This is a genomic window from Pseudochrobactrum sp. sp1633 (genome assembly GCF_030376605.1).
In the GTDB taxonomy this organism is placed as follows: Bacteria; Pseudomonadota; Alphaproteobacteria; order Rhizobiales; family Rhizobiaceae; genus Pseudochrobactrum.
The window spans coordinates 51,266-73,565 of the sequence record NZ_JARRAE010000003.1 but is presented as its reverse complement, the minus strand read 5'-3'; the positions used below and the strand labels follow the sequence as shown (position 1 = coordinate 73,565).

Genomic DNA, 22,300 nt, shown 5'->3' with positions numbered 1-22,300 from the left:
TTCTACGATGGTGCAATTAATCATCCGGCCTTTACGCCATATTAACCCTAATAATTCAATAATTGCTCTCAGGATATATGACAGGACTTGTCATTCAAATTACGAGCCAGCGCGAGTTTTACGCATAATCACTGCGTAAAAGCGGGATGAGGATAAGAGCAGAATGAAAACACGTGTTTTTATGGCAGCTTTAGGCGTAACCTGTTTGGTATTGTCAGGTTGCACCAGCTATCGCCCTGCTCCGCCCGCTTTTCACGAAGCTCTGAACCAGCCTTATATTCTTGGTTCCGGCGATCGCCTGCGCATCACTGTTTTTGAGCAGGCAGGTCTGAGCAACACCTATTCCGTTGACCAGTCCGGTCATATTGCCTTCCCGCTGGTCGGCAGCGTGCCTGCCCGTGGCAAAACGGTGAAACAGCTGGAAGCAACAATCGCTGCAAAACTGCGCGGCGGATACATCCGCAATCCTGATGTGAGCGTGGAAATCGACCGTTACCGCCCTGTCTTTATTATGGGTGAAGTCGGCGGTGCCGGACAATATTCTTATGTACCAGGCATGACGGCACAAACCGCTATCGCAGCCTCCGGCGGCTTTACACCACGCGCCAATCAGGAAAGCGTGGATATTACCCGCCAGATCAACGGCAAAATCTTCACCGGACGGGTGCGTATTACAGACCCTATCCTGCCGGGCGACACGATTTATGTTCGTGAACGCTTGTTCTGATTATAAAGCTGCTTCTATAGGCTGACAGATGAGAGGAAAGCGTGAAGCAAAAATCTTTACGGATTATCCATTGCTTCCGGTCGCCCGTGGGCGGCGTTTTCCGGCACATCCGTGATCTGGCAGCGATGCAGAATGCCGCCGGTCATCAGGTCGGCGTCATCTGTGAACAATGTGAAGATGGCGAGTTGGAGCAAATGCAATTTGCTTCCATGCTTCCTGATCTTGCGCTTGGCCTGCACCGCATTCCGATAAGCCGCAAAATTGGTCTCAGCGATGTCAGCGCCGTCATGGCAATCCGTAGACTGATTAAGTCGCTTCAACCGGATATCGTGCATGGCCACGGCGCTAAAGGCGGCACCTATGCACGGCTCGGCACTTTATTGACGCGCAAAAACCCGTCGCTCAGGTTCTATTCCCCGCATGGCGGCAGTCTGCATTTTGATGCCACGTCTCTGGCTGGCAAAATCATGTTCACCGCAGAGCGCTGGCAAGAGCGCATTACCGACGGCCTGATTTTTGTTTCCGCATATGAAGAGAACACCTATCGCCGCAAAGTCGGAAATCCAAGCTGCGCCTATACGGTGATCCGCAACGGCATCGCCAAAGATGAGTTCGCACCCGTAATCCCCGCCCCTGACGCGGCTGATTTTTTATTCACCGGCATGATGCGCGACCTCAAAGGGCCGGATTTGTTTATCCGTGCGCTGGCGCAACTGCATATATCACAACAAGCCAGCGGCCTTCCCCTTGCGACCGGCGCTATGGTCGGAGACGGCCCGCAGAAACAAACCTATCAGGCACTGGCAGAAGAGCTTGGCCTTGGCCGGTATATTCGTTTTTATCCCGCCATGCCGGTGCGTGAAGCGCTGACACATGGCCGGATATTTGTGCTCTCATCCCGCGCGGAATCTCTGCCATATATCGCATTGGAAGTTCTGGCTGCGGAGCGGAATGTCATTGCCACCCGTGTCGGCGGGCTTGCAGAAATATTTGGCGAGAACAGCCCCGCGCTTTGCGAGGCAGAAGCCACTGCAATTGCCGCAAAAATGCAGGAAGCGCTGACCTCTCCTGTGCATTTCCAAGAGAGAATACCTGCCTTGCCGCTGCTGCGCTCGGCATTCAGTCGCGAAAACATGGCTTCAACGGTTGAACATTTTTACCGCAACCGCTAAATTGCACGTACTGAAAATACAGGTTTCCTAAAATATATTTAAGTATAATCTACGGCTTTTATAGGCCCATGATAATAAAGCATTGTTGCGGATATATTTACTATCCGGCAACCACGACACATAAAAAAGCCTGTACACAGGCTGAAAGCATGCGCTTGCCTCAGAAAAATAAGAAAATCACAACACTCATGCAGATAAGTTGCAGATGTTTTCTTGTGAGCAACAACTTTAAAATATGCCGGTACGCCAATGACTGAGAAAAAAAACAGCGGAAGTTTCGACAGGAAGTCTTTGCAAAGACCGGCCGGTTCGGAGCCACGTTCTGCTTCGACTGAGAAGGTTGAGCTAAGTCCGATCGCCTTGCGGGTCGCCTCGCAGTACCGGAATGAAAGCATTTCACCGGCATTGTTTACAGGACTTATGCGGGTCTGGGAGTTTTTTCTTGTCGCGCTATGCGGCACAGTCATTTATCTCGGATATGTCGGCGTTCAGAATGCGCATTTGATTGAATATCTGGTTGCCAATATTCTTGCCGCTGCGCTTTATGTTGTTTTTGCTCAGTTCAGCTCCGGCTATCGCCCCTCTGTTTTGCGTAAACCGCTGCGCTATCTCGGACGGCTGATCATCTGCTGGGCCGGTGTTTTTGCGGTCATGGCTATTCTGGCGTTTTTGCTTAAAATTTCTGCCGTCTATTCCCGCATATGGTTCACTGCCTTTGTCATTTCCGGCTTCATTGCACTTGCCATCTCACGGCTGCTCGCCGCTAAGCTGATGCGCATGCTTGCCCGCAGCGGCCGTATGGAGCGCCGCGCGGTTATTGTCGGCGGTGGCCAGAATGCAGAAGACCTGATCCTTGCGCTCAACCAGCAGCCGGATAATGACATCCGCATTTGCGGTATTTTTGATGATCGTGGCGACCGCCGGTCACCGCCGGTTGTGGCTGGCTACCCGAAGCTCGGCAATATTTCCGAGCTGATTGAATTTGCCCGTGTTGCCCGCATTGATATGCTGATTGTATCTCTGCCGATCTCTGCGGAAGAGCGTGTGCTGACCCTGATGCAAAAACTCTGGGTTCTGCCCGTGGATATCCGCCTGTCAGCCCATGCGGCCAATATGCGACTGCGGCCACGCGCCTATTCCTATATCGGCTCCGTGCCGATGCTGGATATTCTTGACAAGCCGATCAACGACTGGGACGCCATTGCCAAACGTATGTTTGACATCGTTTTCAGCCTGTTCGGCATTGTACTGTTTTCACCAATCATGCTGGCAACCGCCATTGCTATTAAGCTCGACAGCAAAGGCCCTGTCATCTTCAGACAGAAGCGTCACGGCTTTAACAATGAAGTCATCAATGTCTGGAAGTTCCGCTCCATGTATGTCGATCAGTGCGATCCGACAGCAAAGCTTGCGGTTACAAAGAACGACAGCCGCGTCACCCGCGTTGGCCGCTTTATCAGAAAAACGTCTATTGATGAGTTGCCTCAGTTTTTCAACTCGCTGGGCGGTAGTCTCTCACTGGTGGGCCCGCGTCCGCATGCTATCAGCGCCAACTCCAATAATGTGCTCTACAATGATGTGGTTGACGGTTATTTTGCCCGTCATAAAGTTAAACCCGGCGTCACAGGCTGGGCACAGATCAATGGCTGGCGCGGTGAAATTGACAAGCCGGAAAAGATTGTCATGCGCACAGAATATGACCTGAATTATATTGAAAACTGGTCGCTGTGGTTTGATCTGAAAATTCTCTTCCTGACCCCTGTTCGCCTGCTGAATACGGAAAATGCCTATTGAGCAATCCGGTTAGAAGCCAGATGAATAAGATGCCTGCTGTGAGTTCATCAACCGATAATCCTCACCGCAGGCAAAAGGCTGCTTTGCAGTGGATAGCTCAGCTGTCACTGGCAACCGGAGTATTTTTCAGCGGCTTTGTGCTCTTTGAGCCGGGGCCGTATGAAATTATAATGCTGGCTCTCATCAGTCTGTGGCTGCTGTCCGGCCTCAAACTAAGCACTTACGCCCTCACGCTCCTGCTGCTGCTCACATTGTTTAATATCGGCGGCGTGCTCTCCATCTTTCAGATGGCTGATTTAAAGAAGGCACCGCTTTATATCGCGGTGTCTTACTTTCTTGCGCTCACGGGGGTATTTTTCGCCGCAGTTACCGAGAGTGACTGGCGCAGATTGCAGCCTCTTTTTACCGGCTATCTGGCCGCAGCTATTATGACCAGCCTGTTAGGTATCGGCGGCTATCTGAACCTCATACCGGGGGCAGACCTCTTCACACTCTATGGCCGTGCCAAAGGTGCGTTTCAGGATCCCAATGTTTTCGGGCCGTTTCTGATCCTGCCCGTGAACTGGTGCATCTATCAGGTTTTGATCCGTCCGCTGAATAAAAGCCTGCTTTACTGGGCCCTGTTGCTGGTTTTGACGCTCGCCATCCTGCTGTCATTTTCCCGCGCGGCATGGGGCATGTTTGCGCTGTCTCTTTTGCTTATTCCTGCACTCTTGTTTGTGCGTAGCAGCGACCAGCGCTTTCGCGGAAAAATATTACTGATCAGCATTGGGGCAATCATACTTCTTGCCCTCACCCTGCTGGTCGCATTGCAAATCCCTCAAATTGCAGAACTGTTTTCTCAGCGTGCGCGCCTTGAGCAGGACTATGACAGTGCTCGCACAGGCCGTTTTGCGCGGCATTGGTTGGGCTTTTTGCTGTCTATGGAAAAACCTTTCGGCATTGGCCCGCTGGAATTCGGCCCCATGTTCGGGGAAGACACCCATAATATCTGGCTTAAAGCATTGCTGGATTATGGCTGGCTGGGCTTTATCGCCTTTATCATCCTGACGATGCTGACATTAGCCTTCGGCTTCAAGCTGATGCTGCGTGAAAGACCGTGGCAGCCCTATCTTCTGTGCAGCTATGTCGCCTTTATCGGCCATATACTGATCGGCAATGTGATCGACATAGATCACTGGCGGCATTTTTATCTGATAATTGGTATTATCTGGGGCTGTGCAGGTCTGGAACACCGCTATCAAAAACAAATGCAATCTCAGACTGAAACACAGCAACGCAGGCAACAACTCCCTGATTTTACGGAACCAAAGTACCGACACTGACGTTACCCCTACAGACAATCAGGGAGAATGACTATGCTGAGAGCCGGTATTTTGTGGATGATGGGCGTTCCGTTTTTTATCGTTGTACTGATCTGGTACTTCTTCTTTTAAAGCAAAAAGCTGAGATCAACTTCAGCAAAACCGGACGGGTTTCAGGCCATAGTGACCTGATCGCGTCCGGTGGCTTTGCTGGTGTAAAGAGACTTATCAGCCCGCCTGAACAGGCTTTCAAAGTTTTCATCATCATGCAGCTCAGCAACGCCGATGCTGATTGTCAAAATATCGGAAACCGGTGATCCGCCATGCTCTATATTCAAGGCGGCAATCTGCTTGCGGATCAATTCAAGCACCGGTTTTGTCTGCTCGGTTGTGCGATCATAAAAAAACAGACCGAATTCTTCTCCGCCTATTCTGGCGACCATATTTTCAGGCTGCGGCAGGGATGAGCTGATCGCTCTGGCAACTTTTTTCAACGCGACATCGCCTGCCCCATGACCATAAAGGTCATTATAGCGTTTAAAATAGTCCACATCGATCATAGCGAAAGACATGGCTTTCTTATGCTGCATACCCTTGCGCATCATCGCTTCCACATGGCGGGTAAACAGGCGCCGGTTTGCAAGCCCTGTCAAAGGATCTGTATCGCGTTCCTTGCGCAGCTCCGAAATAATATCCATAAATGTTACGGCCAGAAGCCCCAGCCCCATCGCAACACCTGCCACAGAAATGGTGAATTGCAGTACAAGCCAGAACGGGCTGACAGTAAATTCGACCAGAGATTTTGTGGTCACTTCCTCTGCGGTCATGATGGTACGCGGGAAGAAATGCAGCCCTAAGCCGAAGACCAGCCAGAACAGCACTTTATCGCCCGTGCTGCCGCGCAACAGAAAACGCCCCTGCAAAGCAGTGGCCAGAAAAATCAGACCTATACCCAGATTGATTATATAAATCCGGTAAAACAGGTTTCGCTCAACATAATAATAGTAAATCGTGCCGCCGATGATGCTCGTAAAAAACAGCACATGAAACCAAAAGGACAGGTGTTTATCCGAGCGCAGAAAAATTGCCTGCGAAAGGCACAGCGCACCGGCGACATAGAGCACGGCTGAAAGAACAGCATTCATACCTATATCTGCAGGCATCGTGGATACCTGCAACAAGATTGCCATTGAGATTAACAGGAAAGCGCACCCGAACAGCGCCAGATGAGGCCGCTCCCGCTCAAGCAGCCAAACGCTAAAAAATACCAGCGAAAATAAAAACAAGAAAACCGGCGGCAGAAAAATCATTCTAGTTAAAGCATCCCCGCATTACTTCTGCCATTTCACCCAAATGCACCGCCACCGTAATTCTATTGCACATTATGAATGCAATTACGACATGGATGTCTCCAAAACCCACACCAAGCTCTGCCCTGACAAGAGCTTGACCACCCTCAAAAACCTTCAAACGTACAGCGCAGGAAGTCAATTCAACTTATTATTTAAATGTTACTTATCAAGGTTTGTGGAAAGATTTCATTCCAAACAGCAATTATACCCCTTTATCCGGCTTTGCTTAGCTTTTGCGTTCGGAACCAAAACTCCCTTGGAGCGTTGTCAATATAGTCAGGAAAAGACCGTCTTTTCACATGTGCTGAACATTATCAAATGAAGGACACAATCATGCAGGATGCTCAGATAGGCTGGATAGCAGCGATTATTATTGGTGGTCTGGCAGGCTGGCTGGCCGAAATGTTTATGAAGAGCGACCACGGCGTCTTTATGAATATTATCCTTGGTATTATCGGCGCTGCCATTGCCAATGCACTGCTTGGAATGCTCGGTGTCGTACTGGGAGGCTGGCTCGGCTATCTGATTGCCGGCTTTATCGGGGCCTGTATTCTGATCGCAGCAGGACGGATGATCCGACGATAATCAGCAATGCGCCCTGTTATGTTAAGAGCTTTAAGCTCCTTAAGAGCCAAGCCCGTATTCTGCAGTAATAAAACGGAGAATGAAAATGGCTGATAATGCTGACAATGCCCGTCAGGCAATGGAAGAACAGATCGCGGAGCTGCGTTCACAGATTGATGCGATGAGTAAATCTCTGAAGCAACGCGGCGAGGAAGCAGCAGAAGAAGCCCGTACCCGGCTGAATCGCGCAGCCTCAACGATCAAAGAACAGGGACAGGCAACCGTATCTGTTATCCGTGAGAACCCCGGCACTGCGACGACCATTCTCAGCACTGCCGGAATTGCCGGATTTGTTCTGGGTTTTTTGGTTGCCAGCTGCCGCAATGATACGCGCTGGTAATTATCGGAAACCTTCCCGCACATAATATGAAACGGCTCCGGAAGCAAAACTTCCGGAGCCGTTTTGTTTGCTGCTTCTGGCTATCCTAAGACGTACTACCGCCGCTGCGGCAGCCGCTGAATGTATCTAATGTCTTGTCATAAACAGAGGTTTTTATGCTCATCAACCCCAGAACCATATGGAACAGGTTGTCGTGTGAGGCCGGTTTATCAGTCAGTGTCTTGAGACAAGCGGGCTCCAGACCATCCTGCTTCAGGAACTCCGGCGAAAACCAGCTGATAAACGGAATGGAGGTCTGCTCACGAGGAGCAATGAAATAGGGCATTGCGTGCAGATAAAGCCCCTTTTCGCCCAAGGACTCGCCGTGATCCGACATATAGATCATTGACGAGGCAAACTCGTTCTCTTTGGACTTCAGAAGGTCGATTATTTCCGCCAGAATTTTATCCGTATAAACGATCGTATTATCATAGGCATTGATAATTTCCTGCTGACTGCAATCAGCAAAATTGGACGTACGGCAGGCAGGTTTGAAAACCTCCTGATCCGCAGGATAGCGCCGGTAATAAGCTGGGCCGTGACTGCCGAGCATATGCAGCACCACAACTGTATTGGTTTTAAAGCTATCAATACGGGAGGCCAGAGTATCAACTAACACCTGATCGTAGCACTCGCCGCCTTCACAATTCGGATTCCCCTCCTGAGCAACACTCATGTCAAATGTCTCGATCCGGTCTGCCACGCGTTTGCTGCCGGTATTATTCTCAACCCATAGCGGCTGAACGCCTGCATGTTTCAGCACATCCATCAGATTTTCCGACTGGCGGAATTTCTTGCTGCTATATTCACTGCGTGGAAATGGCGAGAACATGCAGGGCACCGAAACGGCTGTTTCTGTTCCGCAGCTGCTGACATCAGTGAAATTCAAAACATCGCGCTCACGCAACAGCGGATTTGTTTCCCGCTTATAACCGTTAAGGCTGAAATTTTGCGCACGCGCTGTCTCTCCGAGCACAATCACTGTCAGGCGCTTTTTATCACCGTCGCCCATATAGGGCTTTAACTGCACAGCATCAGTGCCGAGTGGCTTGGCAACATAGCTCCGCTCAATATTGACGCGCGCATAATAGCGGATTGTACTGCTGATCGGTGCCAGCGGATTGAGTCTGCCGGTAATTTCCTCTTTTTTCTCCCGCACCATCGAAGAAAAAGTACCAAAATTTGTCATCAGCAATGCGACGCCAGCGACCAGACAACCACAAATCAACAGCGTATTAACCCATAGCTTCCGTGCAAACGGGCGATGCCTGATCTTTACCCAAGCGATCAGCAAAGCCGGCAAACCGGCATAGAGCAGCATATACAGAACGAAATGCGCGTTAATCAGATGTCCCGACTCTGCCCGCGTGGTGGTCGCAGCATTTTCAATCATATTCGGTGTGATCAACACTCCGAAATGATCAATAAAATAAGAAGCGGAAGCTGATACTGTGACAAAGAAAATCAATGCAGGCTTGATCAGATAAGGTGCCGAAAACAGCACCATCAGACAATAGGTCAGCAGAAACATGACAGCGACTATTATGCCTGAATTCAACATATCTCCTTTGAGATAGTCAAAAATAAAAGCAAAGGCCGACTTATTAAAAAATGCAATAATATATACAGCTACGATTAAGCATAAAAAATTACTCGCAACAGAAATTCTTTTGAATTTCATACTTCACCTGCTCAGCGTTAAAAACGCATTGATCCAACAAATGCGTCAAGAGCTCATGTGTTTTCAGATGGTTTATAGAATAGACGCGAAATATCGCGCTCATAATCTGAGTATTACTGGCATGTATATTCCCCCACGGAAAAACTTCGGCCATCATCCCCTGTTGACTTGGCGAAGTTTTAAAATTTTGCGAGCAGAGCGCCTGCTTCCGGGCAAAATTGTGACGATTCCCCAGAGAAAATCTGTATTTTTTCTGCCTTTTTCGTCAAGCAAGAAATCTTTACTAGTCCGCTACAAAAGGACTTGTTTTAACTTGCCGTAACTGAGCTATGATAGTTACACCTGAAGATTTACTTCGTGCATAATTCAGGCTTCCGCAGAGGGTTTTATCCCCGTGAGGCCCTATCAGAAGGATATAGTTGTGATGATTACCGGCCCGCAATGTAAAGCTGCCCGTGCATTAATCGAGCTCAGCCGAGAAAGACTGTCATCATTTTCATGTATCGATGCCAGCGTGATTGAGATGTTTGAGCGGAAACTGGAAACGCCGGATAACACTGTGCTTGAAGCCCTGCAAAAAGCTCTCGAAAATGCCGGTGCAGTATTTATTCCGGAAAATGGCGGTGGCATCGGCGTGCGACTGAAATTCACCCGCTCTGAAGCCAAGCGTCTTTCCACACTTGAAAGCGAAGGCGGCATCGTCGCCTATGACGAGGTTCCGTAAACCCGTAGTTGTTTGCAGGCTTGGCCTTACGGATTGTTAAACTGCATCTTTGCGGATGCAGTTTAAATAATATCTTTCCCGCAGCTTCGCCGGATATATCTTATTCAGCAGAGGGGACTGGGCAGCTCATATCACCCTCTTCGCATTTCAGATAAGCCTCAAACGCCTGAACACGGTTTTTGGTCAGTGTTTCAAGGCATTGCGAATAAATAAGCGGATAAATACTGCCATCAGCTGCGGCAGAGGACGAGAATTTACATTCGCTATCGCGATAGCCGATCCATGCCCGCTGAGCATTGACGAATAGCTTCAAAGTATCCTTATCCCCCTTCAAGCGCTGCTGAATAGACTTGTAAAGCTTGTTTAAACGCGCATCTGCTTTGCTATAAGACTGACCGGCGCATTTATTCATATCTTGCTGCGTTGATGCATTGCTACAGCCTTCCTGAGCCGAAGCGGGGAACAGGGATGCAAGAAAAATCAGGAAAAAAGCTGCGATCGAAAGTAAAATCTGTCTGATCATCAAAGATATCCTCAACAGTTTTATTGCTCTATACAGAGCAGATCAATATGTGGCAGATCAATCTATCTATACATAATATTTGCAACTGTTAAAGAGCCTGAAGCAGGTGCTGCGCCAAACAAATACTTAAAATTTTAAGAGACTACTCTTGCACCATTGCTTAGAGCGGTTCCGGTTAATAATGAATCGATGGAACCGCTCTAACTCTTTGTTTTAACGCGTATCTTATCCGAAAATCGCTTCGCACTTTTCGGGATACGCTCTAGTTCCCGCTGCTTTGTGAAAACCGCAGAAATGGTTTATTCAACACCAGATACAATCCTTGCAATCCAGGCCCTATAACACCGAGGCAAAAATGGCTGACTATATCAAGCCGATCCTGTTGCTCTGCGCATCCAATATCTTCATGACCTTTGCCTGGTACGGGCACCTTAAATATACAAACAAGCCACTTTTACTGGTGATTATCGTCAGCTGGCTGATCGCTTTTGCCGAATATTGCCTTGCAGTTCCTGCGAACAGAATGGGGCACGGCATCTACAATGCTGCCCAACTGAAAACAATTCAGGAAGTCATTACGCTCAGCGTCTTTGCAGGGTTTTCAGTTTTATATCTCGGTGAGAGCATAACGGTTAATCATCTGATCGGCTTTGCACTCATCTGCCTCGGTGCATTTTTTGTATTTAAAGGGCCGTTTTAGAGGTATAAAGGACGCTCCTGCCTCCCAAAACAGAGAGTGACATGATGAAATTACACATCCCTGCAATCGGCTTAATGGCTGTGCTCACCTCAGTAGTAACGACAGCAGCCTCATCAGAAGAACTCAAAATTGAAGGATCCGGCATCACGCGTGATGTTGCATGCAGTTCCAATGATGTCGGCATTTACGGAGCAAACAACATCATCAAGCTAACCGGTAAATGCGATGATATTGTTATTCATGGCACAAAACATGAGGTTACGTTTGAATCAGCCAATGATGTTTCCGTCTCAGGATCAGAAAACAAGGTTACAGGTGGTCAGGCAGACGACTTGTCCGTAGAGGTCGCAAATAACGAAGTTACCGTCACCCTGAAATCAAACGGCAATGCACGGGCTGAACTTGAGGTAAGCGGCGCTGAAAATCTGGTCAATGTCACGCTTGAAAGCGACACCAAGATTGAAGTTGAAGGTGTCGGCCATAAGGTGAACTGGTCTGTTGCTTCCGGAATTAAAGATCCGGCCATCTCCATCTCTGGTGCGAACCATGAAGTAAAAAAGGTCAACTGACCTTATCGCCGTAAATCTGCCGCGCATTCCAGCGGAGCGTTTCACTATCAAAGCGCTTCATCCGAAAGCCATATCATCGTTTTCGGAGCGCAGGCCAATGATCGTTGAATGCTCCGCATTTACGACAACCACACAGCAAACTTTAAAGCCCCCATAACCGTCTCAAGATTTGCTGAATCACTTGCGGAGTTTTGACCTCCTTCGCCCCGAGTCCATCAACAAAACAAGTATCGCACGCGGATGCGAAAGACATCTGCAGGCGGTTAAAGTCACTCCTGATGAATTGATCAGTTTAAAAGCGAACCAATGATAACATTTTAACAAAATTACCATTGTTATACCATCTGAACTAACTTAATCAGCGGCTTCGTTAATTTCCATATATACTGGCTAAATGCGAGCGAGTGGAAAACTATAAACAGAGAAAGAGATACAAATGGTCATTAGGCTTTCAAAAACATTTATGGTAATGGCGATTGCCCTTTTTGCCTCTTTAGTTGCTTTCGGCAATATCACAGATTACGGCTCTAATTTTGCGTTTGTGCACCATGTATTTCTCATGGATACAATCTTTCCTGAAGCCACTATCAAATACCGTGCCATCGAAACCGAATGGCTTCATCATGTTGGCTATATCGGAATTATCATCTTAGAAACATTGACGGCAATTATTTGCTGGGTTGCCGGTTTCAAACTGCTCGCCGCACGCAATGAAAGTGCGCGCGTTTTCAATAAGAGCAAAAACTGGGCTATTGCAGGCCTTACACTGGGTTTTCTGACATGGCAGGTCGCCTTCATGTCAGTTGGCGGCGAGTGGTTTGGCATGTGGATGTCAAAGCAGTGGAATGGCGTGCCTGATGCGTTCCGCTTTTTCATAACCATTATTCTGGTTCTCATCTATCTTGTTCAGCCTGAAAAAGACGATGAATAATCTATATCGCTGATATAGAACGATCACTCTGAACCTCGCAGTTTTCCTAATCGAAACTGCGAGGTTTTTGATTTTATGTAAGTTAAAGCATGCCATCTCAGATGACTATTTTGCAGTTATAATCTGGTGAAGCGGCGTATCGGGCAGAATTTCTTTATCTTTGATCATTGTATTGAAGAGATGAATAGCCTCGGTTTTACCCGTAGCAATATCCTCAACCCGCAAGCCGCGTTTAAAAAGCCTGTCTGTTTGCGCGCAATCCAGCGGATAATAAAGTTCAACCGGCTTCGCTTTCGACAACAAACCACGCTCCCGAACACAATGCGTAATTAAAGCAGGGCCAATTGCGCCCCATGTGCGTGTCGAAATATGACGGGGAAAGCCTATCGTCTTGCGAATTGTACCAATGGCTCTTTTGTGAAACTCCATCCACGGCGGAATGAAATACGGATCTTCTGCAGCCTTCAGAATATCCGTGAGCAAACCGCTGTTCTGAGGAATTTTTAATACAGCTCCGTTCAACCGATCGGCATTTTCGAAACCAAACAGATATTCATCGTCGGTCATCGGCTTGATGCAATACATATCTGCATCAATATAAATCCCTAATCCTTCCCGCATTATGCGGTAACGATAGACATCCGAAGCCAGCGCTAGGCTGCCTGTTTTCTTATGAGAAATGATTTCGGTTTCCGCCATAAGTTTGGCGGCATCAAAAATACGCACGCCATCTGGCGTGTCTTCCGGCCTGCCGAAAGCATGAAGCACAACATCATGGCCGTTTCGTACAAACGAACGTAAACATGCGGCATGGACAGTACCAAGTTTACGGCCAATCCAAAAAGAATTCACAATTAGCATATGATGCCCCCTGCTCACCCCTTACCCATTGTTGATTTAAATAATCAAGCAGATTTTCCATTTTGGCGAGCCTGTGCAATGTGAAAATTTCGACACAGTTTTTCGTGCTAATTTTAATACCACGCAGCATCTTGCACCCTGCATTGCTCAGCTCCTTGATTTTAAAGCGCTTGCCAGAAAAGCCTTTATATCCTAAGGCTTTCAGGTGTTCGGAGCGTAGCGCAGCCAGGTAGCGCACTTGACTGGGGGTCAAGGGGTCGGAGGTTCGAATCCTCTCGTTCCGACAATTAAATCAAAGAGTTAGCAGGAATTCCATTTCTGGCGTTTTTTTTAAAAACTGCCATCCTGCGATCAACAATCACTTCCTTTTTCATTCCCGCAACTCAACTTGCCTCAATCGCACTGTGACTATGCATGCGGATACGGCAACAGGCTTTCCCCTCTCAGGGCACCACAACGCTCAATACTCGGCTTTGAAGATCGGGATAATTTCAAACAAACTCAGAAATGGCGCACAATGAAAAGTAGTGCATTTCACCATCCTTAAACCAATGATTGACAAAAAGAATATTCAAACCTATATATTGGTTACGATATTTGCTTGTTTAGCTTTGCTTTTAGCGCATCATTTGCGCCTTTGACGAACCTTCCTTCAAAAAATCGGTATCACTCTCATGACATAAATCCGTGTTATGAGCACTTTATATTGCTAAGAAAGGGTTCGTTATGACCACTGGCACAGTTAAATGGTTTAATTCCACTAAAGGCTTCGGCTTCATTCAGCCAGACAATGGCGGCGCAGACGTGTTTGTTCACATTTCAGCCGTTGAACGCGCTGGCATGCGTGAACTGACAGAAGGCCAGAAAATCGGTTACGACTTAGAGCGCGACAACCGTTCCGGCAAAATGTCAGCCAGCAACCTGCAGGCTGTTTAATCAGTATTTTCCCTCCTTTGTCCACGGATGTACCGGCATTGTTGAGAGTGTAATACAAAAAAAGGCCAGACAATTTGTCTGGCCTTTTTTATTTAAGCTGCGTTTCCCGCTCGCCCCAATATGGCTTGAGCAAGCGACATGATCGCCTTTTTTGTGAAGCCGCAACTTGTAGATTTTAGCAGCTTGACAATATACTGGCGACGAGAACATTATAGGAACATAAAGAGGATTCCATCATGTCTCTCGCTATACAAAAGTCTGAAAAATACATCATCATGCCATTTCGTAAAAACAAGCAAAAGCTTGTTGCAGCGGAAATGCGTCCTGCATCCAGCGAAGCCGGTGCGATTAAAATTGCTACGTCAATGTCAGATCGTTTTGTTGGCGTTGCCGCTTATGCAGTGCAGGTTGATGAAGAAAGCGGCGATATGAACGCGCCACGTTTGCTGGCCAGTTTCGGTGAGATTCCGGATTTCAATGAAGATTAAGTGTGAAACTCACATGACTGAACCAACACGTTCAGCGTGATAAATTTTCTTCTCATAAATATAGCTCTCATTCATCAATAACCGGAGGATTGAACCGAATGCGCATGATCTTTACGAAGCTGATTTTGACAGCTCTTATGCTGGCCAGTTTTAGTTCAATCTCTTTGGCAGCTCTGGCACCGCAATATCAGCGCGCCAATGAAATGAATGCCGTCATCACTGCTGCAACTGAAATACTCTCTCCATATCAGCCCATCACGAAGATCGTCTATCAAAGTGAGGATCAGTATCTGGTCGTCGCAGGCACCTGCAGCCTCAAAGCAAGTATCATTTCATTGCCATCAAAGCCCGGCATGGTTGGCGCGCGCCAGTTCAAAGTTCAGCTTGGAAAACAGCGCTGCAAGAAATAACACTCTCCATGAGCCGGTATTTTAAAACCTGTGTATCAGGTGAATATCTTCCGGCTCCAGAGCATACAGCGTCTCATCCGGCCGCAGCACCGGCAGAGCTCCTTTTTGAAGATAAAACTCCACCGTCCGCCGTGTCGGGGTCGATGAGATATATAACCCCTTCGCGCCGCGTTCTTGTGCAGCACTCATAGACTGCCGGTACAGGTTGGAGGCCAGCCCCTGTCCGCGCCAGCCATGACTGACATGTAAGAAAGACAGCTGGCGCACTTCAGGATAATCCTGACCCGGCCTTGCATCCGTTACCGCAACGGCAACCAGTTGTTCACCCGCATATGCACCAAGAAATATACCCCCGTGATCAAAGCAGTCCAGCAGCAGCGGCATATAAATTTCAGGTTCACCTTCGGGCCAGTCCTGCACATCATAGAATTCAGGCTGCAAACGTAATTTTCCGCCAACAGACCGGTAGATTTCATGCACGATCTCCCGTCGCTCAATCTGCCAGACAGTCTTCACCTCATGGCGTTCAAGCATGCGGATTATAATGTTACTGCGCATATCTTTCTCTGAACCATCCTATAAATCACGCATTTATTCAGCTTTTGCACTGGTATCCACCTTAACAATAACCGACATCCCCGGTGCAAGACGCTCCGCCAGCGGCTGATCTGCATCAAGTGCAATACGAACCGGCAGGCGTTGCGTCACCTTGATAAAGTTGCCCGTAGCATTATCAGCCCTCAGCACGCTGAACTCAGACCCTGTTGCCGGTGAAAAAGCCTCAATGTGGCCGGTCATTTTTTCATGCTGCAATGCATCCACAGTAAAAGTAACCGGAAGGCCTATTTTCATGCCATGAAATTGCGTCTCTTTGAAATTCGCTACAATCCATTTTTTATCTGGCACCAGCGATGACAATTGCGCACCTATGTTCACATATTGGCCGGGCTTGGCTCCGATTTCTCCGAGCACACCATCTTGCGGTGCGATAATTTTGGTATTGTTCAGATCAATTTTTGCCAGATCAACCGCAGCTTCTGCACTCGTCACCGCAGCTTCAAGTGAATGACGGCGTACAATGATTGATTGTACATCCTGCTTATTCACTTCTAAAGCGGCCTCAGCCTGACTGACGGCTCCGCGCGCCTGCTCCAGTGCAGAAAGCGACTGATCCTCATTACTCTGTGTCATCACCCCGCTTTTACGCAACGGTGTCACACGATTATAATTCGCCTCGGCTACAACCAAGGTCGCATTCGCACTGTTCAGAACCGCCTGAGCCGATCGCGCCCGCGCCTCTGCCGCAAGTTTATCCTGTGCAGAGTTTGCCAGCGCCGCCTTTTGGGTTTCCAGCATAGCTTCGGCCTGTTTCAGCTTCTGAACATAGATACGATCATCGAGCGTAAACAGCACATCGCCCTTCTTCACCCGCAGATAATCACGGTCCGGTACATCCGTAATATACCCGGCCAGTTGCGGGCTGATAATTGTCACCTGTCCGCGCACATAGGCGTTTTCCGTCATTTCAACGGAGGAGCGAAACGGCGGCAACTGCCACGCATAGAGAATGAACAACACCCCGCAAAAACCAATTGCCAGAATAAAAACGGTTGCCCAATTACGAAAAATCTTCTGCATTTTCAGATACTCACAAATCAAAATTAATTAACTGCGGGCTGATGTGCCGGCAGCGCATGCCTGCGCCCGTAGCGCCAGACCGAAACCAGCACAGGCAAAACAACACGGCGTCCGATCAGGATCGCCAGTGTCGTTGCAGCGATGGCCGAAACGAGCAGAAACAGATCATTATAGGACAACACCGTTGCCTCTTTGACTATTTGCTGGGAGAGCAGAGCAACGCCTTCCGCATGCACATAAACCGGGTCGGTTATCACCTGTGAAATTGCACCGGAAAGTTTAGCAATACGCTGCGTCACAAGCGGATCAGTTAAAACAATCTGATCGTAAAGAGCGCGCATGTGAAATTGCTGCCGCCACGTCACAAAGGTCCCGAAAACTGCCGAGCCGAACAGGCCACCCACACTCTGCGTGAAAATAAAGATCACGATAAAGCTCGTGATATAAGCAGGGCCGTTTTTCAGCGCGCTTACCAAACCTGCGGCCATTGCCGGAGGCAAAAACAATGCTCCGCCAAAGGAAATCATTGCCTGACTGAGATACATCATTTCAGGGCGGATCAGATTATTGGCATGCCCGTCCATGAAAGCACCGGTCATAATCAGAACCAGTGCCACCGCATAAATATAAGCCTCCCTGCCCGGACGGATAACCATCGCGCAGGCAATCCCGCCCATGAAGGAGCTGATAATCAGAACCCAATAGAGCCCCGTGCTCTGCTCATTATAAATGCCAAGCGCCTGAAACATCCCCGTTGCTCCGGCTGTCTGCTCGGACAGGACAACACGAAACACCAGCAACATGCCGGTAAAAGTCAGCGTCTGCCGGCTGGTCAGCCAGCGGATATTAATCAGCGGGTTTTCACGGTTAAACTCAATAGCCGCAGCAAGCGCCAACGCACCAAAGGCGACAGCAAGACAAATTCCTATCCACGGCGCTTCCAGCCACCAATAAAGACGGCCGACAACCAGCATCATAGCCAGCAGACCAAAGCCGATTGCAATCAGCGGATAGCTGATGAAATCCAGCTTTTCGAGCACTTTCTGATGGGGAATTGGTGTTAGTTTCAGTGTGTAAACCGTGGCAAAGCACAGCATCGCCAAACCAATTTCCAGTATATAGAGCTGCGGCCACAATCCGATATCCAGCAACAGCGGAGAAATGATGCGCGCCAGCGGTGCGCCCAAGGTCGTGCATGTCAATGCCAGACACAGACCCCAGCTCATTTTCTTACTCGGCGGAAATGCCTCCAGCATATAGAAAAAGCCCAGTGTCGACATTGGCGAAGCCGCAGCACCAGAAAAGAAGCGTACGATCAGAGCTGAATTCAGATCATGAATGAACCAGTGCAGCGATGTGACGAACACAAAGGTCAAAAGGCCAAGTTCTGTAAAACGGCGCAAGCCATATTGCGTGCGGATTTTCATCAGAAACAATGTCAGGCTGACATTCGGCGCCATATAGGCCGCCAGAAGCCATGTGGTCTCCGCCGTTGTTGCACCCAGACCGCCCTGCAATTGCGGAATATTAACCGCAACCATATTCAGCCCGATGCCTTGTGTGATCCACATCAGCAAAGACGCGCATACAAAAGCAGCAGACAGCAAAAATGGCTTGGCTGGCGGAACAGGCGCTACGGGCGCCGCAGGTGTTGCCGGTTCTTCAGCTTCAGGAGCAACTGTCACCTCTGCAACAGGCACCGGCTTTTCTTCCGGCAACGCAGCTAACGGCTTTATTTCATTTGTTTTTGGATGGTTCACCACAGGCGTATCGGCACTTGCCGGACGCGACACTGCGTCGGTATCATCATGCGCCTCTTTCGGCTCATCCTTCCGGTTTACTCTTATATCTGCCATGATGAAATCAGCTGATTGCTCCCATATTTTGCAAAATTACCCGCATAATGCGCAGCCCCTCGTCCAGATCAGCCTCGCTCAGATCTTTCAGAATGCGGATACGCAATTGCTCGGCGACAACCTGCAACTCCTCCACCTGCTCATAGGCAGCTTCGGTAAGAATGATATGCTTGGCGCGCCTGTCACCTTCTACGGCACGGCGCTCGACAAGGCCTTGTTTTTCCAGACCGTCGATCAGGCGCACCAGCGTCGGCGTTTCAACCTCCAACGCCGCAGCCAGCTCGGTTTGCGTCATGCATTTATGGGTTGAGAGCAAAAACAAAGTCCGGGCGCGCGACAATGTCATGTCGTGCTCTTTGGCAAACGCATCAAATAAAGTGCGCAATTTGCGCCCTGCTACGGACATATCCGTCAAAAAATCGGCGCGTTTCTGGATGATTGGGTTTTTCATAAGTACACACATAAGTAGGATGCTAACTATTTACGCACTAGATAAATTAATTTCTATCCAAATACAAGTCATTATGTTTAAGCTGCAAAGGCATTCTGCAGCCCGTTTTCTTTCAAAAAGAGGATAAACATGTCACTCATCAGATCCGGCAACACATCCGGCTTCATCAAAACAGCAGTGATCGCCGCAGGCTTTATACTCACAAGCCTGAGTGCTTCTTTTGCAGCAGAAACAGGTATTTACGGCAACTGGATTACAGAGCGCATTCAGGGGCACAAAGTGCATTCAAAAGTGCAATCCACGCTTGATATTGCGCAGGACGGCAAAATCTCAGGCACCGGCGGCTGCAACCGTTATATGGGCGGCATGGAAATTACGGGAGACAAGATCAAAGTCACGCCGATTGGCGGAACAATGATGGCCTGCCCGCCACAGATGATGCAGCAGGATGACAAATTCCACGCGGCATTGCGCCTTGTATCGGGCTGGAAAGTCAAAAAAGACCGGCTGATCCTGATTGACACTAAAAATCGTGAAGTGCTGCGCCTGAAGCGCGCCTGACAGACCACAAAAAGAAACGGGACGGTTTACACCATCCCGTTTTCTTACAACTGAAATAACTGTCTATTTATCGCACCTGATCAAGCAGGCGCTTGCATTCTAGCAAATCGAACAGCGCCTCCTGCAACAAGGTACGGTTATCCTTGTTCAGACGTTTTGAATCAGCGCCCGTCGGCCCCTCTTCATCGCCGCGCAGCAGACCAAACAATTTGCGTCCGCCAGAGGACTGGCGCTGCTCTTCAGGATCATAATCCTCAATCGCAGCCTCCTGCGCAGCCACAGCCTGTTTCTGACGCGTGATAGCCTCAACGGCTGCAACATCACCATTGCCAAGCGCAATAATGAATTGTGCATTATTCTCGCGCAGCAGACGCTGCACACCTTTGATCGTATAACCCTGATCATAAAGCAGATGGCGGATGCCCTTGAGCAGCTCCACATCCAGCGGACGGTAATAACGGCGCCCGCCGCCCCGCTTCATCGGCTTGATTTGTGTGAAGCGCGTCTCCCAGAAACGCAGCACATGTTGCGGCAGATCCAGATCTTCCGCCACCTCACTGATCGTTTTAAACGCATCAGGACTCTTATTCATGTACTGCCCCTTTCCGGTCGTAAAGGAGTATCACTCAAACGATACAAATACTTGGATGAATCACATTTCCTGCAAAAACAAGGCACAGCGCTTAATCGCATATAAAATAGTGCTTTTATCCTGAGAAAAGAGATAAATGCGCTGATTATCTAAGCGGTTCTCGATTTAGCAGTTGTAATGATTCTTATTTTTACGAGCATAAAGCAAAATTCATAAGCTGCATAATGCCTTAAACAGAATGCGAGTTATGGTTAAAATTCTCATAACAGCAACACGCATGCCAGCCGCACAAGCCGGTCAAAATCATCCTGCACCTATAAAAAGCAAAACACCGGCCGCTCGCACAGCCGGTGTTTTAAATGTTATGCGCCACAGATCAGGCTTTTGCCTTTTTGCTCTGCCGCTCATGATGCTGATCCAAAATGCGCTGTTTCAGCACGTTGGAAGCCTTGAAGGTCATAACCCGCCTCGGAAGAATAGGAACTTCTTCGCCGGTTTTAGGGTTGCGGCCAATACGCTCATTCTTGTCGCGGACCTGAAATGTTGCAAAAGATGACAGCTTAACTGTTTCACCATTCACAATAGCATCACAGACTTCGTCAAGAATCATTTCAACAAGCGATGCAGATTCAGTGCGCGAAAGCCCTACCTTACGATAGACAGCCTCAGCCAGATCGGCACGCGTGACAGTCTTACCCCCCATGATGAACCTACTCGGCTAGCGTTAAAGGTGATAATCTCTTGTATGTGCAACAGGTTACACAGATGCGACGCCGATGGTCAAGCAGACTTTTGTATCGTTTTGCACTTCTTTTGAACTGATAAACTATTGAAATGGTGTTTGCATGCCCTACCAGCGCAGCAAAACCGCGCCCCAGGTAAAGCCGCCACCCATAGCTTCAAGCAAAATCAGGTCACCTTTTTTGATGCGTCCGTCTTTTACAGCAGTCGCCAAAGCCAAAGGCACTGAAGCCGCAGAGGTATTGCCGTGCTGATCAACGGTGATCACCACCTTATGGTCTGCAATATTCAGCTTCTTGGCCGAAGCATCAATAATGCGCTTGTTAGCCTGATGCGGCACGAACCAGTCGATATCATCTGCACTGAGACCGGTGGTTGCAAAAGAGGCCTCAATCACATCGGTGATCATACCCACAGCATGTTTGAAAACCTCACGGCCTTCCATGCGCAGATGACCAACTGTCCCTGTGGTTGAAGGACCACCATCAACAAAAAGCTTTTCTTTATGCGAGCCGTCCGAGCGCAGATTGGCTGTCAGCACACCGCGATCAGACGTCAGGCCATTGCCCTCACCGGCTTCAAGAATGATTGCCCCAGCGCCATCACCGAACAAAACGCAAGTGGTGCGGTCTTTCCAGTCGAGAAGGCGCGAGAATGTTTCACTGCCAATAACCAGGACGCGCTTCGCCATACCGCTCTTGATATACATATCAGCTGTCGTCACCGCATAGACAAAGCCGCTGCAAACGGCCTGCATGTCAAAAGCAAAACCGTGCTTCATGCCCAGCGCATTCTGAATTTCGACCGCGCTTGCAGGGAATGTGTGATTTGGCGTGGATGTCGCCAGAATGATCAGATCGATATCGGCCACAGTCAGGCCGGCATTTTCCAGAGCGGCCTGAGCTGCTTTTGTGCCGAGCGAAACAGTTGTTTCATGCTCGCCTACGATGTAGCGCTGACGGATACCTGTGCGCTGAACGATCCATTCGTCGGATGTTTCAACAACACCTTCCAGCTCAGCATTTTTTACAACACGCTCCGGTGTAGCTGCACCAATGCCTTTAACGACGGATCTGATCATCAGTAATTTTCCTGTCTGACATATCGGGCACCTTGTCGGGAATCTGGCACAAAGCCAGCCATCCGACGACACCGGATACATATAGTGATTGTATGTGCGCTCATCAGACGATCTGTTCACATTGGACAGATCGCCGGACGGCAACAATATAATAGCAGTCATTACAAAAGCCTGAGCAGAAAGCAATGACTGCCAGAGTCAGCGC

At 48.8% G+C, this 22,300-nt stretch carries 25 protein-coding genes and 1 tRNA gene; 15 read left to right on the top strand and 11 right to left on the bottom strand.

Translation table 11 applies throughout. The features are described from left to right. Positions 1–163 precede the first annotated feature (163 nt). From P8H26_RS04235 to P8H26_RS04220, 4 genes are all read left to right on the top strand, one after another. The gene (locus P8H26_RS04235) at positions 164–727 is read left to right on the top strand and encodes a polysaccharide biosynthesis/export family protein (RefSeq protein WP_289631629.1); all 564 of its coding nucleotides are present in this window, start codon (positions 164–166) and stop codon (positions 725–727) included. A gap of 41 nt (positions 728–768) precedes the next feature. Continuing rightward, complete coding sequence (locus tag P8H26_RS04230; RefSeq protein WP_289631627.1) at positions 769–1,899, top strand: glycosyltransferase family 4 protein; 1,131 nt, start codon at positions 769–771, stop codon at positions 1,897–1,899. Between the two features lie 249 nt (positions 1,900–2,148). Continuing rightward, positions 2,149–3,693, top strand: coding sequence for an undecaprenyl-phosphate glucose phosphotransferase (locus tag P8H26_RS04225; protein WP_289631626.1), 1,545 nt, complete (start codon positions 2,149–2,151; stop codon positions 3,691–3,693). Positions 3,694–3,722: 29 nt separating this feature from the next. Further along, a complete protein-coding gene (locus P8H26_RS04220; RefSeq protein WP_374708228.1) occupies positions 3,723–5,018 on the top strand; it encodes an O-antigen ligase family protein in 1,296 nt (431 codons plus the stop codon). Between the two features lie 152 nt (positions 5,019–5,170). On the opposite strand, the gene P8H26_RS04215 is transcribed toward P8H26_RS04220, so the two are convergent. Beyond that, positions 5,171–6,160 carry a GGDEF domain-containing protein gene (locus tag P8H26_RS04215; protein ID WP_289631624.1) on the bottom strand — a complete coding sequence of 330 codons (990 nt, stop codon included), beginning with the start codon at positions 6,158–6,160 and terminating at the stop codon, positions 5,171–5,173. Between the two features lie 522 nt (positions 6,161–6,682). Here P8H26_RS04215 and P8H26_RS04210 point away from each other — a divergent pair. Beyond that, positions 6,683–6,934 (top strand): GlsB/YeaQ/YmgE family stress response membrane protein, encoded by a 252-nt coding sequence (locus tag P8H26_RS04210; protein ID WP_289631623.1) that lies wholly within the window; start codon positions 6,683–6,685, stop codon positions 6,932–6,934. A gap of 85 nt (positions 6,935–7,019) precedes the next feature. After that, positions 7,020–7,313, top strand: a complete 294-nt coding sequence (locus P8H26_RS04205; protein WP_289631622.1) for a hypothetical protein — start codon at positions 7,020–7,022, stop codon at positions 7,311–7,313. An 85-nt stretch (positions 7,314–7,398) separates the two neighbouring features. Here the strand turns inward: P8H26_RS04205 and P8H26_RS04200 are convergent, their stop codons facing one another. Continuing rightward, the gene (locus P8H26_RS04200; protein WP_289631621.1) at positions 7,399–9,033 is read right to left on the bottom strand and encodes a phosphoethanolamine transferase; all 1,635 of its coding nucleotides are present in this window, start codon (positions 9,031–9,033) and stop codon (positions 7,399–7,401) included. Positions 9,034–9,457: 424 nt separating this feature from the next. On the opposite strand from P8H26_RS04200, the gene P8H26_RS04195 reads away from it, so the two are divergent. Beyond that, positions 9,458–9,757, top strand: a complete 300-nt coding sequence (locus P8H26_RS04195; protein ID WP_289631843.1) for an XRE family transcriptional regulator — start codon at positions 9,458–9,460, stop codon at positions 9,755–9,757. A gap of 100 nt (positions 9,758–9,857) precedes the next feature. Here P8H26_RS04195 and P8H26_RS04190 read toward each other — a convergent pair whose 3' ends face one another. Next, positions 9,858–10,280: a lysozyme inhibitor LprI family protein gene (locus tag P8H26_RS04190; protein WP_289631620.1), complete on the bottom strand. Its 423-nt coding sequence runs from the start codon at positions 10,278–10,280 to the stop codon at positions 9,858–9,860. A 355-nt stretch (positions 10,281–10,635) separates the two neighbouring features. Between P8H26_RS04190 and P8H26_RS04185 the strand changes: the two genes are divergently transcribed. The 3 genes from P8H26_RS04185 (at position 10,636) to P8H26_RS04175 (ending at position 12,480) form a co-directional block, all read left to right on the top strand. Continuing rightward, positions 10,636–10,980 carry a DMT family protein gene (locus P8H26_RS04185; RefSeq protein WP_289631619.1) on the top strand — a complete coding sequence of 115 codons (345 nt, stop codon included), beginning with the start codon at positions 10,636–10,638 and terminating at the stop codon, positions 10,978–10,980. Between the two features lie 41 nt (positions 10,981–11,021). After that, entirely contained in the window at positions 11,022–11,549 is a 528-nt protein-coding gene (locus P8H26_RS04180) for a DUF3060 domain-containing protein (protein WP_289631618.1), read from the top strand. A 436-nt stretch (positions 11,550–11,985) separates the two neighbouring features. Next, positions 11,986–12,480, top strand: a complete 495-nt coding sequence (locus tag P8H26_RS04175) for a DUF2165 family protein (RefSeq protein WP_289631617.1) — start codon at positions 11,986–11,988, stop codon at positions 12,478–12,480. A gap of 105 nt (positions 12,481–12,585) precedes the next feature. Here P8H26_RS04175 and P8H26_RS04170 read toward each other — a convergent pair whose 3' ends face one another. Continuing rightward, positions 12,586–13,341 (bottom strand): glycosyltransferase, encoded by a 756-nt coding sequence (locus P8H26_RS04170; protein ID WP_289631616.1) that lies wholly within the window; start codon positions 13,339–13,341, stop codon positions 12,586–12,588. 210 nt (positions 13,342–13,551) lie between these two features. Here P8H26_RS04170 and P8H26_RS04165 point away from each other — a divergent pair. From P8H26_RS04165 to P8H26_RS04150, 4 genes are all read left to right on the top strand, one after another. Beyond that, positions 13,552–13,625 (top strand) — tRNA-Pro (locus P8H26_RS04165). A 442-nt stretch (positions 13,626–14,067) separates the two neighbouring features. Further along, positions 14,068–14,277 (top strand): cold-shock protein, encoded by a 210-nt coding sequence (locus P8H26_RS04160; protein ID WP_289631615.1) that lies wholly within the window; start codon positions 14,068–14,070, stop codon positions 14,275–14,277. Between the two features lie 248 nt (positions 14,278–14,525). Continuing rightward, entirely contained in the window at positions 14,526–14,765 is a 240-nt protein-coding gene (locus tag P8H26_RS04155) for a hypothetical protein (protein WP_289631842.1), read from the top strand. Positions 14,766–14,863: 98 nt separating this feature from the next. Further along, positions 14,864–15,175 (top strand): hypothetical protein, encoded by a 312-nt coding sequence (locus P8H26_RS04150; RefSeq protein WP_289631614.1) that lies wholly within the window; start codon positions 14,864–14,866, stop codon positions 15,173–15,175. 21 nt (positions 15,176–15,196) lie between these two features. On the opposite strand, the gene P8H26_RS04145 is transcribed toward P8H26_RS04150, so the two are convergent. The 4 genes from P8H26_RS04145 to P8H26_RS04130 form a co-directional block, all read right to left on the bottom strand. Beyond that, entirely contained in the window at positions 15,197–15,733 is a 537-nt protein-coding gene (locus tag P8H26_RS04145) for a GNAT family N-acetyltransferase (protein ID WP_289631613.1), read from the bottom strand. Between the two features lie 33 nt (positions 15,734–15,766). Next, positions 15,767–16,813: an HlyD family secretion protein gene (locus P8H26_RS04140; protein ID WP_289631612.1), complete on the bottom strand. Its 1,047-nt coding sequence runs from the start codon at positions 16,811–16,813 to the stop codon at positions 15,767–15,769. Between the two features lie 23 nt (positions 16,814–16,836). Continuing rightward, a complete protein-coding gene (locus P8H26_RS04135) occupies positions 16,837–18,498 on the bottom strand; it encodes an MFS transporter (protein ID WP_374708227.1) in 1,662 nt (553 codons plus the stop codon). A 178-nt stretch (positions 18,499–18,676) separates the two neighbouring features. Next, positions 18,677–19,120, bottom strand: coding sequence for a MarR family winged helix-turn-helix transcriptional regulator (locus P8H26_RS04130; RefSeq protein WP_289631610.1), 444 nt, complete (start codon positions 19,118–19,120; stop codon positions 18,677–18,679). A gap of 129 nt (positions 19,121–19,249) precedes the next feature. Between P8H26_RS04130 and P8H26_RS04125 the strand changes: the two genes are divergently transcribed. After that, entirely contained in the window at positions 19,250–19,681 is a 432-nt protein-coding gene (locus P8H26_RS04125) for an META domain-containing protein (RefSeq protein WP_289631609.1), read from the top strand. 67 nt (positions 19,682–19,748) lie between these two features. Here the strand turns inward: P8H26_RS04125 and P8H26_RS04120 are convergent, their stop codons facing one another. The 3 genes from P8H26_RS04120 to P8H26_RS04110 form a co-directional block, all read right to left on the bottom strand. Next, a complete protein-coding gene (locus P8H26_RS04120) occupies positions 19,749–20,273 on the bottom strand; it encodes a MerR family transcriptional regulator (RefSeq protein ID WP_289631608.1) in 525 nt (174 codons plus the stop codon). 376 nt (positions 20,274–20,649) lie between these two features. Then, on the bottom strand, positions 20,650–20,976 hold the full coding sequence (locus P8H26_RS04115; protein ID WP_289631607.1) for an integration host factor subunit alpha: 327 nt from the start codon (positions 20,974–20,976) through the stop codon (positions 20,650–20,652). 147 nt (positions 20,977–21,123) lie between these two features. Next, positions 21,124–22,095 (bottom strand): beta-ketoacyl-ACP synthase III, encoded by a 972-nt coding sequence (locus P8H26_RS04110; protein WP_289631606.1) that lies wholly within the window; start codon positions 22,093–22,095, stop codon positions 21,124–21,126. Positions 22,096–22,300: the final 205 nt, after the last annotated feature.